Genomic DNA, 22,887 nt, shown 5'->3' on the forward strand with positions numbered 1-22,887 from the left:
CGGACGCTCTCTCACATCCCGCGCCTTAAACGAAAACGCTCTTCCACCTGTCACGGCGGAAGAGCGTTTTCGTTGGCTGATTCCTACTTGGCCTTGCCCAGGAACTCCTGGATGCGACGGACACCTTCTGCCAGATCCTCATCGCCGAGTGCGTAGGACAACCGTACGTAGCCGGAGGGACCGAATGCCTCGCCCGGAACCACGGCAACCTCAACCTCGTCGAGGATGAGCGTCGCGAGTTCAGCGGAAGTCTCCGGACGGACGGGACCGTTGGAGGTCTCGAATTCCTTACCCAGCAGGCCGCGGACGTCCGCGTAGACGTAGAAGGCGCCGGTCGGCGTCGGGCATTCAACGCCTTCGATCGCGTTCAGGCCGGCCACGATCGCCTTGCGGCGGCGGTCGAAGGCCACCTTCATCTCGTCGACGGCGGTCAGCGGGCCCGTGAGCGCAGCGGCAGCGGCAATCTGCATGATGTTGGAGACGTTGGACGTCGCGTGCGACTGAAGGTTGGTGGCCGCCTTGATGACATCGGCAGGGCCGATCATCCATCCCACGCGCCAACCGGTCATGGCGTAGGTCTTGGCCACACCGTTGAGGATGACCACTTTGTCGCCCAGTTCCGGCGCGGCAGTGGCGATGGAGGTGAATTCCACGCCGTCGTAGGTCAGGTGCTCGTAGATTTCGTCGGTAACAACCCAAAGGCCCTTGGACGCTGCCCACTTGCCGATCTCGGCAACCTGTTCCGGGCTGTACACGGCGCCGGTGGGGTTGGAGGGGGAAACGAACAACAGGATCTTGGTCTTGTCCGTCACCGCAGCCTCAAGCTGCTCGACAGTTACCAGGTAGCCCTGTTCGGGACCGGCGAAGACCTCAACCGGCACGCCGCCAGCAAGGCGGATGGCCTCCGGGTACGTGGTCCAGAAGGGGGTAGGGATGATGACTTCGTCGCCCGGATCAACCAAGGTTGCGAACGTGTTGTAAACGGCCTGCTTGCCGCCATTGGTCACCAGGACCTGGGACGGGTCAACCGTGTAGCCGGAGTCCCGCAGGGTTTTCTCTGCGATGGCCTTTTTCAGCTCGGGGAGACCGCCCGCGGGGGAGTAGCGGTGGTACTTCGGCTGGCTGGCTGCCTCAATCGCGGCCTGAACGATGTAGTCAGGGGTAGGAAAATCGGGTTCGCCGGCACCGAAACCGATCACGGGACGTCCCGCGGCCTTCAGTGCCTTGGCCTTGGCGTCAACGGCAAGGGTGGCGGACTCGGCAATGGCGGAGATTCGCTGTGAAATGCGGGCGGTAGTTGTTCCGGCAGACATCTATGTACCGTTCTTCGCAGGCAGCTCGTGGGCTGGATGATGGGATTCGACGTAAACTACCTTATGCTGTTCTGCGGAGCTCCCGGGTGCCTGCAGAACTTTGTGACTGATAATGCTGGTCACAGGCTTTTAGGGCTGGGAGGTCCGGAATCAGTCCGGTTCGACTATCGCGAAATTCTTGCGTAGACTGGTTCACCGGTGTTGAAAAGCACCACAGGCTGAAGTGCGGCCTGAAACATGGATTCGATCCATAGGGTAGTGGCGCAATTGGTAGCGCAGCGGTCTCCAAAACCGCAGGTTGCAGGTTCGAGTCCTGTCTGCCCTGCGCAAGCTGTTCCGGCGGAAACGCCGGGGCACGCGCAGCAACCATGGCTCTGATCAGAGTCGGGTCAACGACTTTGCAAGGTGAGTGAGGACCAGGTGACCGAAACAGCTGCCAGCAGCTCGAAGGGCCGTCCCGCCAAGAAAGCCGACCGCGGCTTCTTTGCCCGAATTGCACTCTTCGTCCGCCAGGTTATTGGTGAACTGAAGAAGGTCGTTGCTCCAACCCGCAAGGAACTGATCAACTACACGCTCGTGGTGCTGGTGTTCGTGGCCATCATGATGCTCATCGTTACCCTGCTGGACCTGGCTTTCGGCACGGGAGTCAGCTGGGTCTTCGGTGGGTCAGGCGCTACGGACCGCTAGACGGATCTGTCCGCAAACTGTGCGAAATTCCTTAGTGATTCAAGGGTTTTGCGGGGTTTGCGGAATTGAGCCATTTAAATAGGCATGTTAGGCAATGAGGAAGCAGGAGACCAAGTGTCTGAGCAGGAGCTCGAGGTAAACGAGACTGAGCTGGGCGAATCCGCCGAGGACTCAGCCGACGCCACGGCAATTGTCGTGGAAGAGTCCGAGGTCGATTCTGCTGCGCCCGAATCTGCCGACGCCGACGATTCCGTAGAGGATTTCGAAGCTGACGTAGACGCCGAGTCTGACGACGCGTCCGGTGATGTTGCCGATGAAGACGACGTTTCGGAAGAGTCCGACGGCGACGACCTGGCAGTCGCTGCTGCAGCAGCGCCGGCTGATCCGGCCGAAGAGTTCAAGGCCAAGCTGCGCCGCCAGGAAGGTGACTGGTACGTCATCCACTCCTACGCCGGTTACGAGAACCGCGTGAAGGCAAACCTTGAGACCCGCATCCAGACCTTGGACATGGAAGATTACATCTTCGAGATCCAGGTCCCCATGGAAGAGGTCGTCGAGATCAAGAACGCGCAGCGCAAGGTCATCAACCGCGTGCGCATTCCCGGCTACGTTCTGGTTCGCATGGACCTGACTGACGCTTCCTGGGGCGCCGTTCGTCACACTCCGGGTGTCACCGGCTTCGTGGGTAACGCCCACAACCCTGTCCCGCTGCGGCTCGATGAGGTCTTCTCCATGCTCGCCCCCGTCTTCGAAGAAGAGCAGGCAGAGCAGGGCAAGCCCGTCAACAAGCAGAACCAGGCTCCCGTGGCTGTCGACTTCGAGGTCGGCGAGTCGGTCATCGTCAAGGAAGGTCCGTTCGAGACCCTCCCGGCTACGATCTCCGAGATCAAGCCCGAGTCCCAGACCCTGGTGGTTCTGGTCTCGATCTTCGAGCGCGAAACCCCGGTTACGCTCGCGTTCAACCAGGTCACCAAGATCTAGCTGAATCCAAAATTTCGCTCCAGCCCTGCCTGCTTAGCAGTTCGGGAGCGGCCGGCCGCCTCGCCATGGCGGCCACCAACCTGGGACGCGCTCCTGTGTCCCAGGAAGCTATTGAGAGAAGGACCCTACATTGGCTCCCAAGAAGAAGGTCACCGGCCTCATCAAGCTGCAGATCCAGGCAGGTGCCGCTAACCCGGCTCCGCCGATCGGTCCTGCGCTTGGCCAGCACGGTGTCAACATCATGGAATTCTGCAAGGCGTACAACGCTGCAACGGAATCCCAGCGCGGAAACGTTATCCCGGTTGAAATCACGGTCTACGAGGACCGTTCCTTCACCTTCATCACTAAGACCCCGCCGGCTGCAGAGCTCATCAAGAAGGCTGCAGGCGTTGCCAAGGGTTCGGCTACCCCGCACACCGTCAAGGTTGCCAAGCTGACCCAGGCACAGGTTGAGGAAATTGCTTCCACCAAGATGGAAGACCTCAACGCCAACGACATCAAGGCTGCCGCCCTGATCATCGCCGGCACCGCCCGCTCCATGGGCATCACCGTAGAAGGCTAGTAACCTTCGAAGGCCCTTGTGGCCTTCACCCGCCGGGAAACCGGCATCTGAAACATTGAAATGTCGCAGGATCCTTGCCGGATCCGCGGCTTGTGGCAGGGCCCAGCGCGGTCCGCAGACCACAACTGCACAAGGAGAAATAGCAGCATGGCAAAGCGCAGCAAAGCATATGAGGCAGCCGTAGCCAAGATCGAGGCAGACAAGGTCTACGCCCCGGTCGAGGCCATCACCCTCGCGAAGGACACCAACCCTTCCAAGTTCGACGCAACCGTTGAGGTCGCTTTCCGCCTGGGCGTTGACCCGCGTAAGGCTGACCAGATGGTTCGTGGCACCGTCAACCTGCCCCACGGCACCGGTAAGACCGCTCGCGTCCTCGTTTTCGCGACCGGCGACAAGGCTGAAGCAGCAATCGCTGCCGGCGCCGACTTCGTTGGTTCCGACGACCTGATCGAAAAGATCGCAGCCGGCTGGACCGACTTCGATGCCGCAGTGGCTACCCCTGACCTCATGGGCAAGGTTGGCCGCCTGGGTAAGGTCCTCGGTCCGCGTAACCTGATGCCGAACCCGAAGACCGGTACGGTTACCCCGGATGTCACCAAGGCTGTCAACGACATCAAGGGTGGCAAGATCGACTTCCGCGTCGACAAGCACTCCAACCTGCACTTCATCATTGGCAAGGTGTCTTTCGACGTCAACAAGCTGGCTGAGAACTACGCAGCTGCACTGGAAGAGGTGCTTCGTCTGAAGCCGTCCGCTTCCAAGGGCCGCTACATCCAGAAGGCTACCGTTGCCACCACGTTCGGTCCGGGCATCACCGTTGACCCGAACGTCACCAAGGTCCTCGTCGACGCGTAAGCTTCGCGAGCACTTGCTCTGATAAAAGGACCGTCCGGCATTGCCGGGCGGTCCTTTTTCTTGTCTTGCTACCTGTTCACCGCCGGTGGTGCGCCGTAGGCTGTGGTTCGTGTCGTCGTCGAACTTTCACGCCCTTGCCGGGTTGTCCGTTGAACGGATTCCGGTCCCGTCAAGCACCGACGCGAGCGGGGCGCCCGACTTCCGTGCCTTCCATGATCTGGACGTTGCCCACCATATGGATCTTTGGGGCAACCTCGACCGGTGCTCCACCCTGGCCGAGGCAGTCCTCTTCTGGCGGGGCAATGAATACGAAGAGCGCCACGTATTCCTGGCTCGCCTCGACGGAACTGTGGTTGGCAGGGGCACACTGACGTTGCCCTTAAGCGAGAACACGACGACGGCGGGTGTGGACGTCCTGGTGGACGCCGGCTGTCGTCGACGCGGCATCGGGTCGGAAATCCTCCTGGTGCTGGAACGGGTTGCCCGCGAGAGGGGCCGCACCTCCTTTGACGGGTTTTGCGCGGAACCTCTTGGGCTGCTAATCCCTGGTGGTGAGTTGCTGGAGGCGAAGTCCGGCACGGGTGGCGTCCCGCTGGACACCGTCTCAACGCGTTTTGCCGTTCACCACGGGTATTCCCTGGAGCAGGTTGAAACCAACAGCACTCTGGCCCTCCCGGTAGGGGAAAGGCTGCTGCAGGACCTTGAAGCGCAGGCAACGCAGAGGGCAGCCGGCTACAGCTTAATCGGATGGCAGGACCGTTGCCCTGATGAACTCGTAGACGTATTTGCCAAGCTGAAAAGCCTCATGAGCACCGAGGTGCCCATCGCAGGACTGGGTTGGGAGGGCGAGGAATGGGATGCCGACCGCGTCCGCCTCGAGGAATCCACGTGGCTGGCAGGCGGTATCGCTTCCACGGTTTCAGTTGCACGCCACGACGCCACAGGGGACTTAGCGGCGTACACCACCCTCACCCACCGCGATGCTACCCCGGGCATGGTCTACCAGGAGGATACCTTGGTTGCTCCTGGACACCGCGGACATAGCCTTGGCATGTTGGTCAAGATCGCCAACCTTCGCCGTGTTCAGGAGCTATGGCCGGCCGCCACGTCTGTGATGACGTGGAACGCCAATGAAAACCGGCATATGCTGGCCATAAATATCGCCTTGGGGTTCAAGCCTTCCGGCTATGACGGCGAATGGCAGAAACGGCTGGAATGACTGTAGAAGAGGCGAAGACGGTTCACGTCGAGCAACTGTGGGTGCCCGACACCCTGGACAGCCCCGACGCCGCTGATTTCCTGGATGCCGTAGAAGTAGGGCGCCGGGTACGCATGGAAACCTGGGGGAGCGACGACCTCGCCTACACGCCCATGGAAAAGCTGCTGGAGTTGTCCGACCCCTATGAGCGCCAAGTCATCCTGGTGGCAAAAGTAGATGGCGTCATTGTGGGAACCGTGGATATCGCCTTGCCGTTGGCGGACAACCTTGATCTGGCAGAGTTCACCTTGGACATCCTTCCCGAGTTCCAGGGCCAGGGCGTCGGACGTCAATTGCTGGAGGCCGCGGAGCAGCTCGCCCGGGCTGAGGGCCGCATCATGGCCTTGGTGGATACCAATCATCCGGCAACGTCTCTCACCGAGATACCTGAGGACCAGCTGATCCCGGGCAGCGGCGCTGGATTTGTCCCTGTGAGCAGCAGGGAAGTGGACTTCGCCAAACGGGCCGGGTACACCCTTCAGCATATTGAGCAGTTCAGTTCCTGCCTGCTGCCCCTGGATTCCAAGCTTGTGGGGGATCTGCAGCTTGAAGCCGAAGAAGCCAACGGTGGCCGGTACACCGTGCACCACTGGACGGACCGGTGCCCCGAACCCTGGTTGGAAGCCGTGGCCGCGCTGGAGAACGCCGCCGGTGAGGTGGTTCGTGACGAAGGGGACGAAGACGCACCTGAAGTTGAGGCGAGCGGGATGGTTTTCGATGCAGCGGTCCTGCGCGAAACCGAGGACGCCGCTTTGGCGCAGGGCCGACGCACGGTGGTGACCGCCGTCGAGCATATCGAGACCGGACGCTTGGTGGGCCTGACCACCATCAGCGTCCTTGCCCACCGCCAGGATGTGGTTTTCCAAGACGACACCTTGGTGCTGCAGGAGCACCGTGGCAATAAGCTCGGCTTGTTGATTAAGGTTGCCAATATGGAACGGCTGAGCGAGCAGTTCCCGGATGCCCGCGTTATCTACACCTGGAATGCGCCTGAGAACAGGTACCTCCTGACCGTGAATAAGCAGCTGGGATTCACCACTGCTGGCATCACGGGACTGTGGCAGAAGGAACTGCCAGGCAGGCTGTCGGGAGCAACGTTGTCAGACTAGGCAGGGCCGATTTGGTTTGCCGAACGCTCTCCCGTAACCTTGAAGTACCAAAGACCGTCGGTTGATGGGAATCCACTCTTACGAGCACAGCTCAATTCTGTAGTTGCGCCCGTGAGATGAAAGTGAATTCCTTGACGAAGGACCCTGAACATAGGGCGGCCGGCGCAGGTGAACGAAGCAAGTCTCCACGGGTCAAAACCGTGTTGAGCCAAGCCCCGTGCATCTGCGCGGGGCGTTTTTAGTTTTAGCTCTCGTGAGCGGGGACCCGGAAGACCGGCTTTATTCCCCGGAAGGAGGGTTATGACAACGCCTAGCAAGATCTCCGCAGTTGCAGAGATCACCAACGATTTCAAGGAATCGAACGCGGCTGTCCTGACCGAATACCGCGGGCTCACTGTTGCACAGCTCAAGGAACTGCGTGTTGCGCTCGGCCAGGACACCAAGTTCTCGGTCGTCAAGAACACCCTGAGTGCCATTGCAGCCAAGGAAGCTGGAGTTGAAGCATTCAACGATCAGCTTGCCGGCCCTACTGCAATCGCCTTCATCAAGGGTGACGCTGTTGCTGCTGCCAAGAGCCTGACGGACTTTGCCAAGGCCAACAAGCAGCTGGTTATCAAGACCGGCGTCTTCGAAGGCAAGGCATTGGACGCAGCAGGAGTTGCCGCACTGGCAGCCCTCGAGTCCCGCGAGCTGCAGCTTGCACGTGTTGCTGGTGTCCTCAAGGCTCCCGCATCCGCTGCTGCACGCATCATCGACGCTCTGCGCCTCAAGCTTGAAGAAGAGGGCGGCGCTTCTGCACCGGCCGCTGAAGAAGCTCCGGCTGAAGAGGCTGCATCCGAGGAAGCTCCGGCTGCTGAAGAAGCACCGGCAGCTGCCGAAGCTGCAACCGAAGAGAACTAAGTTCTCCCCTCAATCAAACTCCGGTGCACGGAACGGATTTGTCCGGGCCTGCACCAACTAATGGAAGGACGCCACCATGGCGAAGCTCAGCAACGAAGAGCTCATTGAAGCTTTCAAGGAACTGACCATCATCGAGCTCTCCGAGTTCGTCAAGCTCTTCGAAGAGACCTTCGAAGTTACGGCTGCTGCTGTTGCAGTTGCTGGCCCCGCTGCCGGCGGTGCTGCTGAAGCTGCTGAAGAGAAAACCGAATTCGACGTCGTTCTCGAAGCTGCTGGCGACAAGAAGATCGCAGTGATCAAGGAAGTTCGCGCCATCACCTCCCTCGGCCTCAAGGAAGCCAAGGACCTGGTTGACAGCGCACCGAAGGCTGTTCTCGAAGGCGCCACCAAGGAAGCTGCCGAGAAGGCTAAGGCTCAGCTCGAAGAAGCTGGCGCAACGGTTACCCTCAAGTAACTCGTTTTGCTTTGTGGAAGCCCCGTCCGGTTCGCCGGGCGGGGCTTCCTGCGTTCCACAGCACCCAACTGAGTCGCATTTGTGCGCGTTTTGAGGGGGCGAAACGCGCTTAACTGCGACTTAGTTGGGTTCGCTGATGTCCGCTACTACCGCTCCCAGAGCTGCCGTGAGTGCGTCCGCGTCCACAAACGCACTCCGGCCGTGCGCGCCGGCACCCATGGAGATCCGACGCCCGGTGATGGTGGCGTCGGCATACACCGGCCACGGGGTGGTGCTGCCCAACGGGGTGATGGTGCCGCGTTCATAGCCGGTGGCGGCCAGGGCGACGTCGGCGTGGGGGAGCGAGAGCTTATTGACGCCCAGCAGGGCACGCAGCTTGGGCCAGGAGATTTGCCGATCCCCGGGTATCAGCGCGAACAAGAAGCTGCCATCCTTGTGCTTGACCACCAGCGACTTCACGATGTCTGCGGGGCTTATGCCCAGGATTGCGGCGGCCTCTTCGAGGCTGCGGGCAGCCGGGCGCTCGACGACGTCGACGTCAAGTCCGCGCGCCGCGGCGTCGGACAGGAATCGTTCCGCACCTGCCATCCCGGGTGCAGCCACTCCCTCAGCCATCAGTCGCGGTACAGGAGGAGGGCTTCACCCTGGCCTCCGCCTCCGCAGAGGGAGACAGCGGCTTTCCCGGTTCCCCTGCGTTTGAGCTCGTGCGCGGCGTGCAGTGCCAACCGCGCTCCTGATGCTCCAATGGGGTGGCCCAATGCGATGGCGCCGCCGTGGATGTTGCACTTCTCCAGTGGGTAGCGGAGGTCTTTGAGGGACTGGACGGCCACCGAGCCGAATGCCTCGTTGATTTCGATGAAATCCAGATCCTCCGCCGTCCAGCCAGCTCGCTTCAGAGCTTGGGCAATAGCGTTGGATGGTTGGGAGTGCAGTGAATTGTCGGGGCCGGCTACTTGGCCGGGCTTCCCCACGACGGCCAGGAAGTCCAACCCGTTGTCCGTGGCGAAGCGGCGGCTGGTCAGCACCAACGCGGAGGCGCCGTCGGACAGGGGAGAGGAGTTGCCGGCCGTGATGGTGCCGTCGGTGGCGAAAGCGGCCTTGAGCGGCGCCAAGGTTTCCAAGGAAGTGTTGGGTCGAACGCCTTCATCCGTGGTGAGTACCACTGGATCTCCCTTGCGCTGCTTGACGCTTACCGGGGCGATTTCGACGTCGAAGATTCCGTCCGCGATAGCGGCAGCGGCGCGCTGGTGGGAAGCAGCCGCTACTTCATCCTGGGATTTGCGGTCAATGCCGAGTGTCACGTTCTTGGTTTCTGTGGACAGGCCCATGGACTGCCCGTCGAACGCGTCCGTGAGGCCGTCATGGGCAGCAACGTCCAGGGCCTGAATGGCGCCATAGGTCCAGCCCTGCCGCGAGCCAGGCAGGAGGTGGGGTGCCCGGGTCATGGATTCCTGGCCTCCGGCGACGACGACCGTGGCATCGCCGCTGCGGATCATGCGCGCGGCATCAATGACGGCGGTGAGTCCGGAGAGGCAGACCTTGTTGATGGTGACCGCAGGGATGTTCCAGCCGACGCCGGCCGCGATGGCGCTTTGCCGGGCTGGATTCTGACCCGCACCGGCTTGAAGCACCTGGCCCATGATGACGGCGTCCACCTGTTCTGCTTTGACCCCGCTGGCGGCCAAAGCGGCGGTAATGGCATGAGCGCCGAGGTCGACGGCGGTGAAGCCCGCCAATTGTCCGTTGAGCCGACCCTGTGGGGTACGGGAAGCAGCAAGGATGACAACGTCATTGTCGTCAGCGGAGTTGGTCATGGTCTCTCTTCCGATCCGGGAGTGGTGTAGCAAGGCTATCGCGGAGTGCGCTCGAGCCCACTTCTTCAACAACTGCGTTGATCATCCCATTCCTTGCCTGCTCTCCTCTGACAGTTCGGCCTTCACGGTTCGGCGAATTTTTGCTGGCATTGGTGCCCGCAGCAACCGTGCTTGCAATCACGGACGATCTGGGGTAGACAGAAAGGCTACTTTGCCGTATCGTAGATATTTGCGTCTTCCCTGTTAACCTTCAGCCTTCATATAGCGGTGGGCTTTACCTCTCAGCTGCGTCATTGACGTGCCGTTCCGAAACGTGCACTGTCATAAGCGGACTGGGTCCGGGTCATATAGCGGAACCGGAACAAGTATTCTGCGGAGCACTCTGCAGGATGCAAACGGGGGAGATCTGAAAACGCCTGAAGGTCTGTGGAAGGATCCCTCTTGGTCGCCTCGAGCACCTCTAATAACGAAACCGCTAACACGGCAAGCACCGATGGTGCCACCCGCCGCCTCTCATTCGCAAAGATTCACGAACCGCTTGACGTTCCGAATCTTCTCGCCCTGCAGACAGACAGCTTTGACTGGCTGGTCGGAAACGAACGCTGGCAGGCGCGGGTAGCGAAGGCTGTCGAGGAGGGCGACCTCAGCGTCGCCACCAGCTCCGGACTTGCCGACATCTTCGAAGAGATCTCCCCCATCGAGGATTTCCAGGGCACCATGTCCCTGAGCTTCTCGGAGCCGGAGTTCGCTGACCCGAAGTACACCATGGCCGAATGCAAAGACCGTGACGCCACTTACTCGGCACCGCTGTATGTCAAGGCCGAGTTCATGAACAACAACACGGGCGAAATCAAGCAGCAGACCGTGTTCATGGGCGACTTCCCCCTCATGACTGAGAAGGGTACGTTCGTCGTCAACGGCACCGAGCGCGTTGTTGTCTCCCAGTTGGTCCGTTCACCGGGCGCCTACTTTGAGCGCACGGCTGACAAGACCAGTGACAAGGACATCTTCACTGCGAAGATCATCCCGTCCCGTGGTGCATGGTTTGAACTCGAAATCGACAAGCGCGATCAGGTCGGCGTTCGCCTCGACCGTAAGCGTAAGCAGTCGGTTACGGTTCTCCTGAAGGCCCTCGGCTGGACCGAAGGCCAGATCCTGGAAGAGTTCGGCCAGTACGACTCCATGCGTGCAACGCTGGAGAAGGACGCCACCGAAACCCGCGAAGATGCGCTTCTGGACATCTACCGCAAGCTGCGTCCGGGCGAGCCGCCCACAGTTGAGGCTGCCCAGTCCCTGCTGGACAACCTGTACTTCAACGCCAAGCGCTACGATCTTGCCAAGGTTGGCCGTTACAAGATCAACCGCAAGCTCGGCATCGACCGTTCCCTTGGTGACAAGGAAGCTTCGGTCCTGCACGTTGAAGACATCGTCGCCATGATCAAGTTCCTCGTCGCGCTTCACGCCGGCGAGAAGACCCTCATGGGCAAGCGCGACGGCGAAGACCACGAACTTCGCGTCGACGTCGACGACATCGACCACTTCGGCAACCGTCGCATCCGCGCCGTGGGCGAACTGATCGAGAACCAGGTCCGCACCGGCCTCTCCCGCATGGAACGCGTCGTTCGCGAACGCATGACCACGCAGGACGTCGAGGCCATCACGCCGCAGACACTGATCAACATCCGTCCCGTTGTGGCAGCCATCAAGGAGTTCTTCGGAACCTCCCAGCTGTCGCAGTTCATGGACCAGAACAACCCGCTTTCGGGTCTGACCCACAAGCGCCGCCTGTCGGCACTTGGCCCGGGTGGTCTGTCCCGTGACCGTGCAGGCATGGAAGTTCGAGACGTTCACCCGTCCCACTACGGACGTATGTGCCCCATCGAAACCCCTGAAGGCCCGAACATTGGTCTGATCGGCTCGCTGGCTTCCTACGGCCGCATCAACCCGTTCGGCTTCATTGAGACGCCGTACCGTCTGGTTTCCGAAGGCGTCGTTTCCGATGAGGTCCAGTACCTCACGGCTGACGACGAAGCAGAGGTCCTGATCGCACAGGCCAACGCTCCGCTGGACGCTGACAAGAAGTTCGCGGAAGAGACCGTGCTTGTCCGTGCCCGTGGTGGTGGAGGCGAGCCCGTTCTGGTTCCCGCTGCAGACGTTCAGTTCATGGACGTTTCCCCGCGCCAGATGGTTTCCGTGGCAACCGCCCTGATTCCGTTCCTCGAGCATGACGATGCCAACCGTGCACTCATGGGTGCCAACATGCAGCGTCAGGCCGTGCCCCTGGTCCGTTCCGAGGCTCCTTTCGTGGGCACCGGCATGGAACGCGCAGCAGCAGTCGACGCCGGTGACGTTGTCATCGCGAAGAAGGCAGGTGTGGTTACCGAGGTTTCCGCCGAGCTCGTTGTGATGATCAACGATGACGGTACCGAGACCAACTACCGCATCAATAAGTTCGCCCGTTCCAACCAGGGCAACTGCTACAACCACCGCGTGTTGGTCAACGAAGGCCAGCGTCTGGAAGTTGGCGGCATCATCGCCGACGGTCCCGCAACGGACCAGGGTGAGCTTGCCCTCGGTAAGAACCTGCTTGTGGCATTCATGTCATGGGAAGGCCACAACTTCGAGGACGCCATCATCCTGTCCCAGCGCATTGTTGCTGAGGATGTTCTTTCCTCCATCCACATTGAGGAGCACGAAATTGATGCCCGCGACACCAAGCTTGGTGCCGAGGAAATCACCCGTGATATCCCCAACGTGTCCGAGGAAGTCCTTGCAGGACTGGACGAGCGCGGCATCATCCACATCGGTGCCGAGGTTGAAGCCGGCGACATCCTGGTCGGAAAGGTCACCCCTAAGGGTGAAACCGAACTGACCCCGGAAGAGCGCCTCCTCCGTGCAATCTTCGGTGAGAAGTCCCGCGAAGTCCGAGACACCTCCCTGAAGGTGCCCCACGGCGAGTCCGGTACGGTCATCGGCGTGCGCGTCTTCGACCGCGACAACGACGACGAACTGCCCCCGGGCGTGAACCAGCTGGTCCGCGTCTACGTTGCAGCCAAGCGTAAGATCACCGACGGCGACAAGCTCGCCGGCCGTCACGGCAACAAGGGTGTTATCTCCAAGATCCTCCCGATCGAGGACATGCCCTTCCTTGCAGACGGTACCCCGGTGGACATCGTCCTGAACCCCCTTGGTGTTCCGGGTCGAATGAACGTTGGACAGGTCCTGGAAACCCACCTCGGTTGGGTTGCCAAGACCGGTTGGAAGATCGAAGGCGAGCCGGAGTGGGTCAAGAACCTCCCGAACCTGCCCCGTGAAACCGGCCAGACCACCGTTGCCACACCGGTGTTCGATGGCGCCCGCGAAGAAGAAATCACGGGCCTGCTTGACTCCACCAACGTGACCCGCGATGGCGATCGCCTGATCGATTCCTCTGGCAAGACCCGTCTGTTCGACGGCCGCTCCGGCGAGCCGTTCCCGGACCCGATCTCCGTCGGTTACATGTACATCCTGAAGCTCCACCACTTGGTGGACGACAAGATCCACGCGCGCTCCACCGGCCCGTACTCCATGATCACGCAGCAGCCGCTGGGTGGTAAGGCTCAGTTCGGTGGCCAGCGCTTCGGTGAAATGGAAGTGTGGGCGCTCGAAGCTTACGGCGCTGCTTACACCCTTCAGGAACTCCTCACGATCAAGTCCGATGACATCCATGGTCGTGTGAAGGTCTACGAAGCCATCGTCAAGGGCGAGAACATCCCTGAGCCTGGCGTTCCCGAGTCCTTCAAGGTCTTGATCAAGGAAATGCAGTCGTTGTGCCTGAACGTGGAAGTTCTTTCCACGGACGGAACCACGATCGAAATGCGTGACTCTGATGACGCAGTCTTCACGGCTGCGGAAGAACTGGGCATCGATCTGTCTCGTGCAGAGCCCAGTTCCGTAGAAGAGGTTTAGCAGCTGTTCCGGCGGACAGCTTCAACAACTGTCCGTCGGAACAACTCCCTCTTCCCGTAACCAAGACTTCAGAATTTAGAGAACAAGAGAGAACAGGGACCATATGTCCAGCGAATCCTCCTTCGGCCTCATGCAGATCGGCCTCGCCACCGCGGAAGACATCCGCGGATGGTCTTACGGTGAGGTCAAGAAGCCGGAAACCATCAACTACCGCACGCTCAAGCCTGAGAAGGACGGCCTCTTCTGCGAGAAGATCTTTGGCCCGTCCCGCGACTGGGAATGCTACTGCGGTAAGTACAAGCGCGTCCGCTTCAAGGGCATCATTTGCGAGCGTTGTGGCGTTGAAGTCACCCGTGCCAAGGTGCGCCGTGAGCGCATGGGCCACATCGAGCTGGCCGCGCCTGTAACCCACATCTGGTACTTCAAGGGCGTCCCCTCGCGCTTGGGTTACCTTTTGGACCTGGCACCGAAGGACCTTGAGAAGGTCATCTACTTCGCTGCCTACATGATCACCAGCGTTGACACCGAGAGCCGTCACGCAGAACTGCCGAACCTCCAGGTTGAGCACGACCTCGAGAAGAAGCAGATGGTGGACAACCGCGACAGCGACATCGCCACGATCGCCCGCGACCTTGAAGACGAGCTTGCCCGTCTTGAAGGCGAAGGCGCCAAGGCTGCCGACAAGAAGAAGGCCCGCGACTCTGCTGACCGCCAGATGGCGAACGTCCGTAAGCGTGCCGACGCCGACATCGAGCGCCTTGAGCAGGTTTGGGACCGCTTCAAGAACCTCAAGGTTGCTGACCTTGAAGGTGACGAAGGCCTGTACCGCGAACTGCGCGACCGTTACGGACTGTACTTCGAGGGCTCCATGGGTGCCGAGGCGATCAAGAAGCGCCTCGAGACCTTTGACATGCAGGCTGAAGCCGAGTCACTGCGCGACACCATCCAGAACGGCAAGGGCCAGCGCAAGACGCGTGCCCTGAAGCGCCTGAAGGTTGTCAACGCGTTCCTGACCACCAACAACAGCCCGCTCGGCATGGTTCTCGACGCCGTCCCGGTGATCCCGCCGGAACTGCGCCCGATGGTCCAGCTGGACGGTGGCCGCTTCGCGACCTCCGACCTCAACGACCTCTACCGTCGCGTGATCAACCGCAACAACCGCCTCAAGCGACTGCTTGACCTCGGTGCTCCGGAGATCATCGTCAACAACGAGAAGCGCATGCTTCAGGAAGCTGTTGACAGCCTCTTCGACAACGGTCGTCGTGGCCGCCCCGTTACGGGTCCGGGTAACCGTCCCTTGAAGTCCCTGAGCGACATGCTCAAGGGCAAGCAGGGTCGTTTCCGCCAGAACCTCCTCGGCAAGCGCGTTGACTACTCGGGTCGTTCGGTTATCGTCGTCGGCCCGCAGCTGAAGCTGCACCAGTGTGGTCTGCCCAAGCAGATGGCCTTGGAGCTCTTCAAGCCGTTCGTGATGAAGCGCCTGGTTGACCTCAACCACGCACAGAACATCAAGTCGGCCAAGCGCATGGTTGAGCGTTACCGTCCGCAGGTTTGGGACGTGCTGGAAGAGATCATCACCGAACACCCGGTGCTGCTCAACCGTGCACCTACCCTTCACCGCCTCGGCATCCAGGCCTTCGAACCCCAGCTTGTGGAAGGCAAGGCAATCCAGCTTCACCCGTTGGTTTGTGGCGCCTTCAACGCTGACTTCGACGGCGACCAGATGGCAGTCCACCTGCCGCTGAGCCCGGAAGCCCAGGCCGAAGCACGCATCCTGATGCTGTCCTCGAACAACATCCTGAAGCCCTCTGATGGCCGTCCGGTGACCCTTCCTTCGCAGGATATGATCATCGGCCTGTACCACCTGACCACCAAGCGCGTCGGCTCCGCCGGCGAAGGCCGCATCTTCTCCTCGGTTTCGGAAGCCATCATGGCCTACGATGCCCGTGATCTGCACCTGAACTCCCAGGTCAAGATCCGCTTGGACGACTTCGTGCCTTACGCAGGATGGGAAGCTCCGGAAGGTTGGGAGCCCGGTCAGCCGGCTCTCGTTGAAACCTCCCTGGGCCAGGTCATCTTCAACCAGACGCTGCCTGAGGATTACCCGTGGGTTGAGGCTGTTGCAGATAAGGGCGAACTGTCCCGTATCGTCAACGACCTCGCCGAGCGCTACCCGAAGGTTGTTACCGCGGCAACGCTGGACAACCTGAAGGACGCCGGTTTCTACTGGGCCACCCGTTCGGGTGTCACGGTTGCCATCTCTGACATCGAGGTGCCTACTTCCAAGCCTGCCATCCTGGCCGGTTACGAGAACATGGCCGCCAAGATCCAGGGCCAGTACGACAAGGGCCTGATCGACGACGACGAGCGTCGCCAGGAACTGATCGAAATCTGGAACAAGGCAACCAACGAAATCGCCCAGGCGATGCGTGACAGCCTGTCCCCGATGAACACCATCAACCGCATGGTGTCCTCCGGTGCACGTGGTAACTGGATGCAGGTCCGCCAGATCGCGGGTATCCGTGGTCTTGTGGCCAACCCGAAGGGTGAGATCATTCCTCGCCCGATCAAGTCCTCCTACCGCGAGGGCCTGTCGGTTCTGGAATACTTCATCGCCACGCACGGTGCCCGTAAGGGTCTGGCCGATACCGCTCTGCGTACTGCCAACTCGGGTTACCTGACCCGTCGTCTGGTGGACGTCTCGCAGGATGTCATCGTCCGCGAAGAGGACTGTGGTACCGAACGCGGTCTGGTCACCCCGATCGCCGTGCCGGATTCCAACGGTGAGCTCGTCCTGGACGAGAACGTCGAGAACAGCGCCTACGCACGTACGCTGGCTGTCGACGTCGTCGATGCCCAGGGCAACGTCCTGGCTGCTGGCGGCACCGACTGCGGCGACGTCGTTATCGACCAGCTGCTGGCTGCAGGCATCACCGAGGTCAAGGTCCGCTCCGTACTCACGTGTGAGTCCAAGGTGGGCACGTGTGCACTCTGCTACGGCCGTTCGCTGGCTACCGGTAAGACCGTGGACATCGGCGAGGCCGTGGGCATCATTGCCGCACAGTCCATCGGTGAGCCCGGTACACAGCTGACCATGCGTACGTTCCACACCGGTGGTGCTGTTTCCGCCGGTGGCGGCGACGACATCACCCAGGGTCTGCCCCGTATCCAGGAGCTCTTCGAAGCCCGTACTCCGAAGGGTGTGGCACCGATTGCAGAAGCAGCCGGCCGCATCACCATCGAAGAGTCCGAGCGTCAGATGCGCCTGGTCATCACTCCGGACGATGGTTCCGAAGAGATTGCCTACCCGGTGCTCCGCCGTTCACGTTTGCTCATCGAAGATGGCGATCACGTAAGCGTCGGCCAGAAGCTGATCAACGGTCCTGTGGACCCGAAGCAGGTTCTGCGCATCATGGGTCCGCGTGCTGCACAGAAGTTCCTTGTGGACGAAGTTCAGGGCGTGTACCGCAGCCAGGGTATTGGTATCCACGACAAGCACGTCGAGGTTATAGTCCGCCAGATGCTGCGCCGCGTGACCGTCATCGAATCCGGCGACTCCGACCTGCTCCCCGGTGAGCTTGCAGAGCGCGCCCGCTTCGAGGACGAGAACCGCCGCGTCGTGTCTGAGGGCAAGGCACCGGCATCCGGTCGTCCGGAACTCATGGGTATCACCAAGGCTTCCTTGGCTACCGAGTCCTGGCTGTCGGCTGCTTCCTTCCAGGAAACCACCCGCGTCCTGACGCAGGCGGCCATGGAAGGCAAGAGCGATCCTCTGCTCGGCCTCAAGGAAAACGTCATCATCGGTAAGCTCATCCCGGCTGGTACGGGTCTGCCCCGCTACACAGAGGTCACCGTGGAGCCGACGGAAGAAGCAAAGGCAAGCCTGTTCACGGGCCCCAGCGCTTTCACCGACTTCTCCTATGACGCCCTGGGTGGCGACGGTGCGCCTGAGTTCCACGCCATCCCGCTGGATGACTACGATCTCGGTAACGATTTCCGCTGACGCGTGAGTTGACGCCAAAAGGCCAGGCCCCGCACTTTCGAGTGCGGGGCCTGGCCCGTTAACGCCGCCTTTTCGGGCGGGAACCCGGGGGAGTGGAGGACGACGGCGGCGCCCGGCTTCCGCCGTCGTCCTCCATACACCCGATTAAGGCGCTAGATCAAGCCGTGCTAGACTTTTGGTAATTGTTCTGTGTGGCAGTGGATGAAGGCCGCCGCAGCATCATTTTGGTTTTGTTCTCATGGTGCTGGGTGGAGCCTGTTTCCGGGTTGCGGGCAACATGCGCAACGAATGCCGCACTTTTGCACGCCTACCGGAGTTTCGGCCGGCTGCACGAGCAACGCCAAAGTTCCCACGTTTACACAGGCTGGCGCCTGTGTGTGGGGGCAGAGATCAAACAACGGAGAACACGAAAGTGCCTACGATTAACCAGCTGGTCCGCAAGGGCCGCACGCCGAAGGTCTCCAAGACCAAGGCTCCCGCGCTGAAGGGCAGCCCGATGCGCCGCGGTGTTTGCACCCGCGTTTACACCACCACCCCCAAGAAGCCGAACTCGGCTCTCCGTAAGGTGGCACGTGTGCGCCTCAACGGTGGCGTAGAAGTTACCGCCTACATCCCCGGTGTTGGCCACAACCTCCAGGAGCACTCCATCGTGCTCGTCCGTGGTGGTCGTGTTAAGGACCTTCCGGGTGTCCGCTACAAGATCGTCCGCGGCGCACTCGACACCCAGGGTGTCAAGAACCGCAAGCAGGCTCGCAGCCGTTACGGCGCAAAGATGGAGAAGAAGTAATATGCCTCGCAAGGGTCCGGCCCCGAAGCGGCCGCTAGTTTCCGATCCCGTTTACGGCTCCCCGTTGGTCACGCAGCTGATCAACAAGGTTCTTGTCGACGGCAAGAAGTCCACCGCAGAGCGCATCGTTTACGGTGCACTCGAAGGTGCACGTGCCAAGTCCGGCGGCGACCCCGTTGCCGCTCTCAAGAAGGCCATGGACAACGTCAAGCCTTCTCTCGAGGTGCGTTCACGCCGTGTTGGTGGCGCTACCTACCAGGTTCCGGTTGAGGTCAAGCCGGGTCGCTCCACCGCTCTCGCTCTGCGTTGGCTCGTGGGCTACTCCAAGGCCCGCCGCGAGAAGACCATGACCGAGCGCCTCCAGAACGAAATCCTGGATGCCTCAAATGGTCTTGGTGCCGCTGTGAAGCGTCGCGAAGACACCCACAAGATGGCCGAGTCCAACAAGGCCTTCGCACACTACCGCTGGTAAAAACTTTCCGGACGCCGCCGGCTCACTGAGCCGGCGGCGAACGTGTAGTCCATCCGAAAGGGAGACCCCGTGGCACAGGACGTGCTTACCGACCTTAATAAGGTCCGCAACATCGGCATCATGGCCCACATCGATGCCGGCAAGACCACCACTACCGAGCGCATCCTGTTCTACACGGGTGTGAACCACAAGATCGGCGAGACGCACGACGGCGCTTCGACGACTGACTGGATGGAACAGGAAAAGGAACGCGGCATCACCATCACGTCTGCCGCCGTGACTTGCTTCTGGGACAAGAACCAGATCAACATCATTGACACCCCGGGCCACGTTGACTTCACGGTTGAGGTTGAGCGCTCCCTGCGCGTCCTCGACGGTGCAGTCGCAGTGTTCGATGGCAAGGAAGGCGTGGAGCCGCAGTCCGAGACTGTTTGGCGCCAGGCCGACAAGTACAACGTTCCGCGTATCTGCTTTGTCAACAAGATGGACAAGCTGGGTGCTGACTTCTACTTCACCGTAGATACCATCATCTCCCGCCTTGGTGCCAAGCCGCTGGTTATGCAGCTGCCCATTGGCGCTGAGAACGACTTCATCGGTGTTGTTGACCTCCTCGAAATGCGCGCCCTGGTTTGGCCTGGCGACGCAAAGGGTGACGTCACCATGGGCGCTTCCTACGAAGTGCAGGAAATCCCGGCGGATCTCCAGGCCAAGGCCGAAGAGTACCGTGCACAGCTCGTTGAGACTGTGGCCGAGGCTTCCGAAGAACTTATGGAGAAGTACCTCGAAGGTGAAGAACTCACCCTCGAAGAGATCAAAGCCGGCATCCGCAAGATGACCATCAACTCTGAGCTCTACCCGGTCTTCTGTGGTTCTGCCTTCAAGAACCGCGGTGTCCAGCCGATGCTTGACGCTGTTGTTGACTTCCTGCCGAACCCGCTCGACGTCCCGCCGATGATCGGTCACGATCCTCGCGACGAAGAGAAGGAACTCACCCGCAAGCCCTCTGCTGACGAGCCGTTCTCGGCCCTCGCCTTCAAGATTGCTGCGCACCCGTTCTTCGGTCAGCTGACCTTCGTTCGCGTGTACTCCGGTCACGTCGAGGCTGGCGCCCAGGTGGTTAACTCCACCAAGGGCAAGAAGGAACGCATCGGCAAGCTGTTCCAGATGCACGCCAACAAGGAAATGCCTGTTGAGGGCGCTACCGCCGGCCACATCTACGCGGCTATCGGTCTGAAGGACACCACCACGGGCGACACCCTGTGTGATGCCAACAACCAGATCGTCCTCGAGTCCATGAGCTTCCCGGAGCCCGTGATCTCTGTTGCGATCGAGCCCAACACCAAGGGTGACCAGGAGAAGCTCTCCACGGCCATCCAGAAGCTCTCCGCTGAGGACCCGACCTTCCAGGTCTCCCTCAACGAAGACACGGGCCAGACCATCATCGCCGGCATGGGCGAGCTCCACCTGGACATCCTGGTGGACCGCATGCGCCGCGAATTCAAGGTCGAGGCAAACGTTGGCAAGCCGCAGGTTGCTTACCGCGAAACCATCAAGCGCGCCGTTGAGCGCCTTGACTACACGCACAAGAAGCAGACCGGTGGTTCGGGTCAGTTCGCAAAGATCCAGATTGCGATCGAGCCCATGGACACCGCTTCCGGCGAGCTGTACGCGTTCGAAAACAAGGTCACTGGTGGCCGTGTTCCGCGCGAATACATCCCGTCCGTTGACGCTGGTATCCAGGATGCACTGAACGACGGCGTCCTGGCCGGTTACCCGGTTGTCGGCATCAAGGCCACGCTGATTGATGGCGCGTCCCACGATGTTGACTCCTCGGAAATGGCGTTCAAGATCGCCGGACGTATGGCTTTCAAGGAAGCTGCACGCAAGGCGAACCCTGTTCTGCTTGAACCGCTGATGGATGTTGAGGTCCGCACACCTGAGGAATACATGGGTGATGTTATCGGTGACCTTAACGCCCGTCGTGGCCAGATGCAGTCCATGGAAGACGCAGCAGGTGTGAAGGTTATCCGTGCACACGTTCCGCTGTCCGGCATGTTCGGCTACATCGGTGACCTCCGGTCCAAGACCCAGGGTCGCGCTGTGTACTCCATGACGTTCAACAGCTACGCGGAGGTCCCCAAGGCAGTAGCCGACGAGATCATCCAGAAAACCCGCGGCGAGTAATCTCCCGGTAACGGATGCAATTCCGGTATCGGGAAGGCATCTGAGCGCTTGAGGCGGGGCTGCGGCGAGAGCTGCAGCCTGGCCCCTGCGCAAACAGGCTCGAGGAACTACCATTGGTTCCTGAATCTGCAATTTCACCAAAACCAAGCCCCCAAGTAGACTTGCTAAAGTTTCTGCCGCGAAAAGCGCGGCCGAGGAGCACTTCACTTGAAATCGTTCTAGGAGGAACCTGTGGCAAAGGCAAAGTTCGAGCGGACTAAGCCGCACGTCAACATCGGCACCATTGGTCACGTTGACCACGGTAAGACGACGCTGACTGCCGCCATTTCCAAGGTGCTGTACGACCAGTACCCGGATCTCAACGAGCAGCGCGACTTCGCGTCGATCGACTCTGCTCCGGAAGAGCGCCAGCGCGGTATTACCATCAACATCTCCCACGTGGAGTACCAGACCGAGAAGCGCCACTACGCACACGTAGACGCCCCGGGTCACGCTGACTACATCAAGAACATGATCACCGGTGCTGCCCAGATGGACGGCGCAATCCTCGTGGTTGCTGCAACCGATGGTCCGATGGCTCAGACCCGTGAGCACGTTCTGCTCGCCCGCCAGGTTGGTGTTCCCTACCTGCTGGTTGCACTGAACAAGTCCGACATGGTTGATGACGAAGAACTCCTCGACCTCGTCGAAATGGAAGTTCGTGAGCTCCTGAGCTCGCAGGGCTTCGATGGCGATGAGGCTCCGGTTGTTCGCGTTTCCGGTCTCAAGGCTCTGGAAGGCGACCCGGTTTGGGTCAAGTCCGTCCAGGACCTGATGGCAGCAGTCGACGAGTCCGTTCCGGACCCCGTACGTGACCGCGACAAGCCGTTCCTGATGCCGATCGAAGACGTCTTCACGATCACCGGTCGTGGAACCGTTGTTACGGGCCGCGCCGAGCGTGGAACCCTCGCCATCAACTCCGAGGTTGAGATCGTTGGCATCCGCCCGATCCAGAAGACCACGGTTACCGGTATCGAGATGTTCCACAAGCAGCTCGACGAAGCATGGGCCGGCGAGAACTGTGGCCTCCTGCTCCGCGGTCTGAAGCGCGACGATGTCGAGCGTGGCCAGGTTGTCGTCAAGCCGGGTTCCATCACCCCGCACACCGACTTCGAGGCTAACGTCTACATCCTTTCCAAGGACGAAGGCGGACGTCACAACCCGTTCTACTCCAACTACCGCCCGCAGTTCTACTTCCGTACCACGGACGTAACCGGCGTTATCACCCTGCCGGAAGGCACGGAAATGGTTATGCCTGGCGACAACACTGAGATGACCGTTGCGCTCATCCAGCCGATCGCTATGGAAGAGGGCCTCGGCTTCGCTATCCGCGAAGGCGGCCGCACCGTTGGTTCGGGACGTGTTACCAGCATCATCAAGTAGTCTCTACTTGTAGATCGGTGACACTCCGGCCCAGCCGGTAGTTAGCTAAGAGAACCCCACCGCTACGGCGGTGGGGTTCTTTTTGCTACAGTTACTCTATCGAATGGATAAAGGCCGTGCACTTGCTGCGTCCGGCGC

Annotated in this window: 17 protein-coding genes and 1 tRNA gene; 15 read left to right on the forward strand and 3 right to left on the reverse strand. The window is 60.6% G+C overall.

Features of this window, described 5'->3' with window-relative positions; all coding sequences use genetic code 11:
- Positions 1–83 precede the first annotated feature (83 nt).
- A complete protein-coding gene (locus HAV21_RS00685; RefSeq protein ID WP_142938358.1) occupies positions 84–1,313 on the reverse strand; it encodes a pyridoxal phosphate-dependent aminotransferase in 1,230 nt (409 codons plus the stop codon).
- Positions 1,314–1,565: 252 nt separating this feature from the next.
- Here HAV21_RS00685 and HAV21_RS00690 point away from each other — a divergent pair.
- The 9 genes from HAV21_RS00690 (at position 1,566) to rplL (ending at position 8,119) form a co-directional block, all read left to right on the forward strand.
- Positions 1,566–1,638 (forward strand) — tRNA-Trp (locus tag HAV21_RS00690).
- Positions 1,639–1,718: 80 nt separating this feature from the next.
- The gene (gene secE / locus HAV21_RS00695; protein ID WP_024817604.1) at positions 1,719–2,000 is read left to right on the forward strand and encodes a preprotein translocase subunit SecE; all 282 of its coding nucleotides are present in this window, start codon (positions 1,719–1,721) and stop codon (positions 1,998–2,000) included.
- A 114-nt stretch (positions 2,001–2,114) separates the two neighbouring features.
- Entirely contained in the window at positions 2,115–2,981 is an 867-nt protein-coding gene (gene nusG / locus HAV21_RS00700; protein ID WP_166839905.1) for a transcription termination/antitermination protein NusG, read from the forward strand.
- Between the two features lie 130 nt (positions 2,982–3,111).
- The gene (rplK, locus tag HAV21_RS00705; protein ID WP_011775609.1) at positions 3,112–3,543 is read left to right on the forward strand and encodes a 50S ribosomal protein L11; all 432 of its coding nucleotides are present in this window, start codon (positions 3,112–3,114) and stop codon (positions 3,541–3,543) included.
- 147 nt (positions 3,544–3,690) lie between these two features.
- Positions 3,691–4,398 (forward strand): 50S ribosomal protein L1, encoded by a 708-nt coding sequence (gene rplA, locus HAV21_RS00710; protein WP_142938360.1) that lies wholly within the window; start codon positions 3,691–3,693, stop codon positions 4,396–4,398.
- A gap of 109 nt (positions 4,399–4,507) precedes the next feature.
- Positions 4,508–5,617, forward strand: a complete 1,110-nt coding sequence (locus HAV21_RS00715; protein ID WP_166839907.1) for a GNAT family N-acetyltransferase — start codon at positions 4,508–4,510, stop codon at positions 5,615–5,617.
- The gene (locus HAV21_RS00720; RefSeq protein ID WP_142938362.1) at positions 5,596–6,765 is read left to right on the forward strand and encodes a GNAT family N-acetyltransferase; all 1,170 of its coding nucleotides are present in this window, start codon (positions 5,596–5,598) and stop codon (positions 6,763–6,765) included. Before HAV21_RS00715 ends, HAV21_RS00720 begins: the two co-directional genes overlap by 22 nt.
- Before the next feature lie 300 nt (positions 6,766–7,065).
- Positions 7,066–7,665, forward strand: coding sequence for a 50S ribosomal protein L10 (gene rplJ, locus HAV21_RS00725; protein ID WP_142938363.1), 600 nt, complete (start codon positions 7,066–7,068; stop codon positions 7,663–7,665).
- Positions 7,666–7,741: 76 nt separating this feature from the next.
- The gene (gene rplL, locus HAV21_RS00730) at positions 7,742–8,119 is read left to right on the forward strand and encodes a 50S ribosomal protein L7/L12 (RefSeq protein WP_011775604.1); all 378 of its coding nucleotides are present in this window, start codon (positions 7,742–7,744) and stop codon (positions 8,117–8,119) included.
- Between the two features lie 120 nt (positions 8,120–8,239).
- On the opposite strand, the gene HAV21_RS00735 is transcribed toward rplL, so the two are convergent.
- Both HAV21_RS00735 and HAV21_RS00740 read right to left on the reverse strand, forming a co-directional pair.
- On the reverse strand, positions 8,240–8,734 hold the full coding sequence (locus HAV21_RS00735; RefSeq protein ID WP_142938364.1) for a YbaK/EbsC family protein: 495 nt from the start codon (positions 8,732–8,734) through the stop codon (positions 8,240–8,242).
- The gene (locus HAV21_RS00740) at positions 8,734–9,933 is read right to left on the reverse strand and encodes an acetyl-CoA C-acetyltransferase (RefSeq protein WP_166839909.1); all 1,200 of its coding nucleotides are present in this window, start codon (positions 9,931–9,933) and stop codon (positions 8,734–8,736) included. Before HAV21_RS00740 ends, HAV21_RS00735 begins: the two co-directional genes overlap by 1 nt.
- Positions 9,934–10,374: 441 nt before the next feature.
- On the opposite strand from HAV21_RS00740, the gene rpoB reads away from it, so the two are divergent.
- The 6 genes from rpoB (at position 10,375) to tuf (ending at position 22,749) form a co-directional block, all read left to right on the forward strand.
- The gene (gene rpoB, locus HAV21_RS00745; protein WP_166839911.1) at positions 10,375–13,881 is read left to right on the forward strand and encodes a DNA-directed RNA polymerase subunit beta; all 3,507 of its coding nucleotides are present in this window, start codon (positions 10,375–10,377) and stop codon (positions 13,879–13,881) included.
- A gap of 103 nt (positions 13,882–13,984) precedes the next feature.
- Entirely contained in the window at positions 13,985–17,884 is a 3,900-nt protein-coding gene (locus tag HAV21_RS00750) for a DNA-directed RNA polymerase subunit beta' (protein WP_142938367.1), read from the forward strand.
- A gap of 412 nt (positions 17,885–18,296) precedes the next feature.
- On the forward strand, positions 18,297–18,671 hold the full coding sequence (rpsL, locus tag HAV21_RS00755; protein WP_009358312.1) for a 30S ribosomal protein S12: 375 nt from the start codon (positions 18,297–18,299) through the stop codon (positions 18,669–18,671).
- A gap of 1 nt (position 18,672) precedes the next feature.
- Positions 18,673–19,143 carry a 30S ribosomal protein S7 gene (gene rpsG, locus HAV21_RS00760; RefSeq protein ID WP_003803829.1) on the forward strand — a complete coding sequence of 157 codons (471 nt, stop codon included), beginning with the start codon at positions 18,673–18,675 and terminating at the stop codon, positions 19,141–19,143.
- A gap of 69 nt (positions 19,144–19,212) precedes the next feature.
- Positions 19,213–21,327, forward strand: a complete 2,115-nt coding sequence (gene fusA, locus HAV21_RS00765; RefSeq protein ID WP_011775599.1) for an elongation factor G — start codon at positions 19,213–19,215, stop codon at positions 21,325–21,327.
- A gap of 231 nt (positions 21,328–21,558) precedes the next feature.
- Positions 21,559–22,749: an elongation factor Tu gene (tuf, locus tag HAV21_RS00770; protein ID WP_011775598.1), complete on the forward strand. Its 1,191-nt coding sequence runs from the start codon at positions 21,559–21,561 to the stop codon at positions 22,747–22,749.
- Positions 22,750–22,887: the final 138 nt, after the last annotated feature.

The sequence above is a fragment of the Paenarthrobacter sp. MSM-2-10-13 genome (genome assembly GCF_011605365.1).
GTDB lineage: Bacteria > Actinomycetota > Actinomycetes > Actinomycetales > Micrococcaceae > Arthrobacter.

Bases quoted from the DNA above. Each gene is read 5' to 3' on its own strand.
- rplL (WP_011775604.1), top strand. From the start codon at position 7,742: ATGGCGAAGCTCAGCAACGAAGAGCTCATTGAAGCTTTCAAGGAACTG.
- HAV21_RS00740 (WP_166839909.1), bottom strand. From the start codon at position 9,933: ATGACCAACTCCGCTGACGACAATGACGTTGTCATCCTTGCTGCTTCC.
- HAV21_RS00720 (WP_142938362.1), top strand. From the start codon at position 5,596: ATGGCAGAAACGGCTGGAATGACTGTAGAAGAGGCGAAGACGGTTCAC.
- rpsG (WP_003803829.1), top strand. From the start codon at position 18,673: ATGCCTCGCAAGGGTCCGGCCCCGAAGCGGCCGCTAGTTTCCGATCCC.
- rplJ (WP_142938363.1), top strand. From the start codon at position 7,066: ATGACAACGCCTAGCAAGATCTCCGCAGTTGCAGAGATCACCAACGAT.
- rplA (WP_142938360.1), top strand. From the start codon at position 3,691: ATGGCAAAGCGCAGCAAAGCATATGAGGCAGCCGTAGCCAAGATCGAG.
- HAV21_RS00685 (WP_142938358.1), bottom strand. From the start codon at position 1,313: ATGTCTGCCGGAACAACTACCGCCCGCATTTCACAGCGAATCTCCGCC.
- HAV21_RS00750 (WP_142938367.1), top strand. From the start codon at position 13,985: ATGTCCAGCGAATCCTCCTTCGGCCTCATGCAGATCGGCCTCGCCACC.
- HAV21_RS00735 (WP_142938364.1), bottom strand. From the start codon at position 8,734: ATGGCTGAGGGAGTGGCTGCACCCGGGATGGCAGGTGCGGAACGATTC.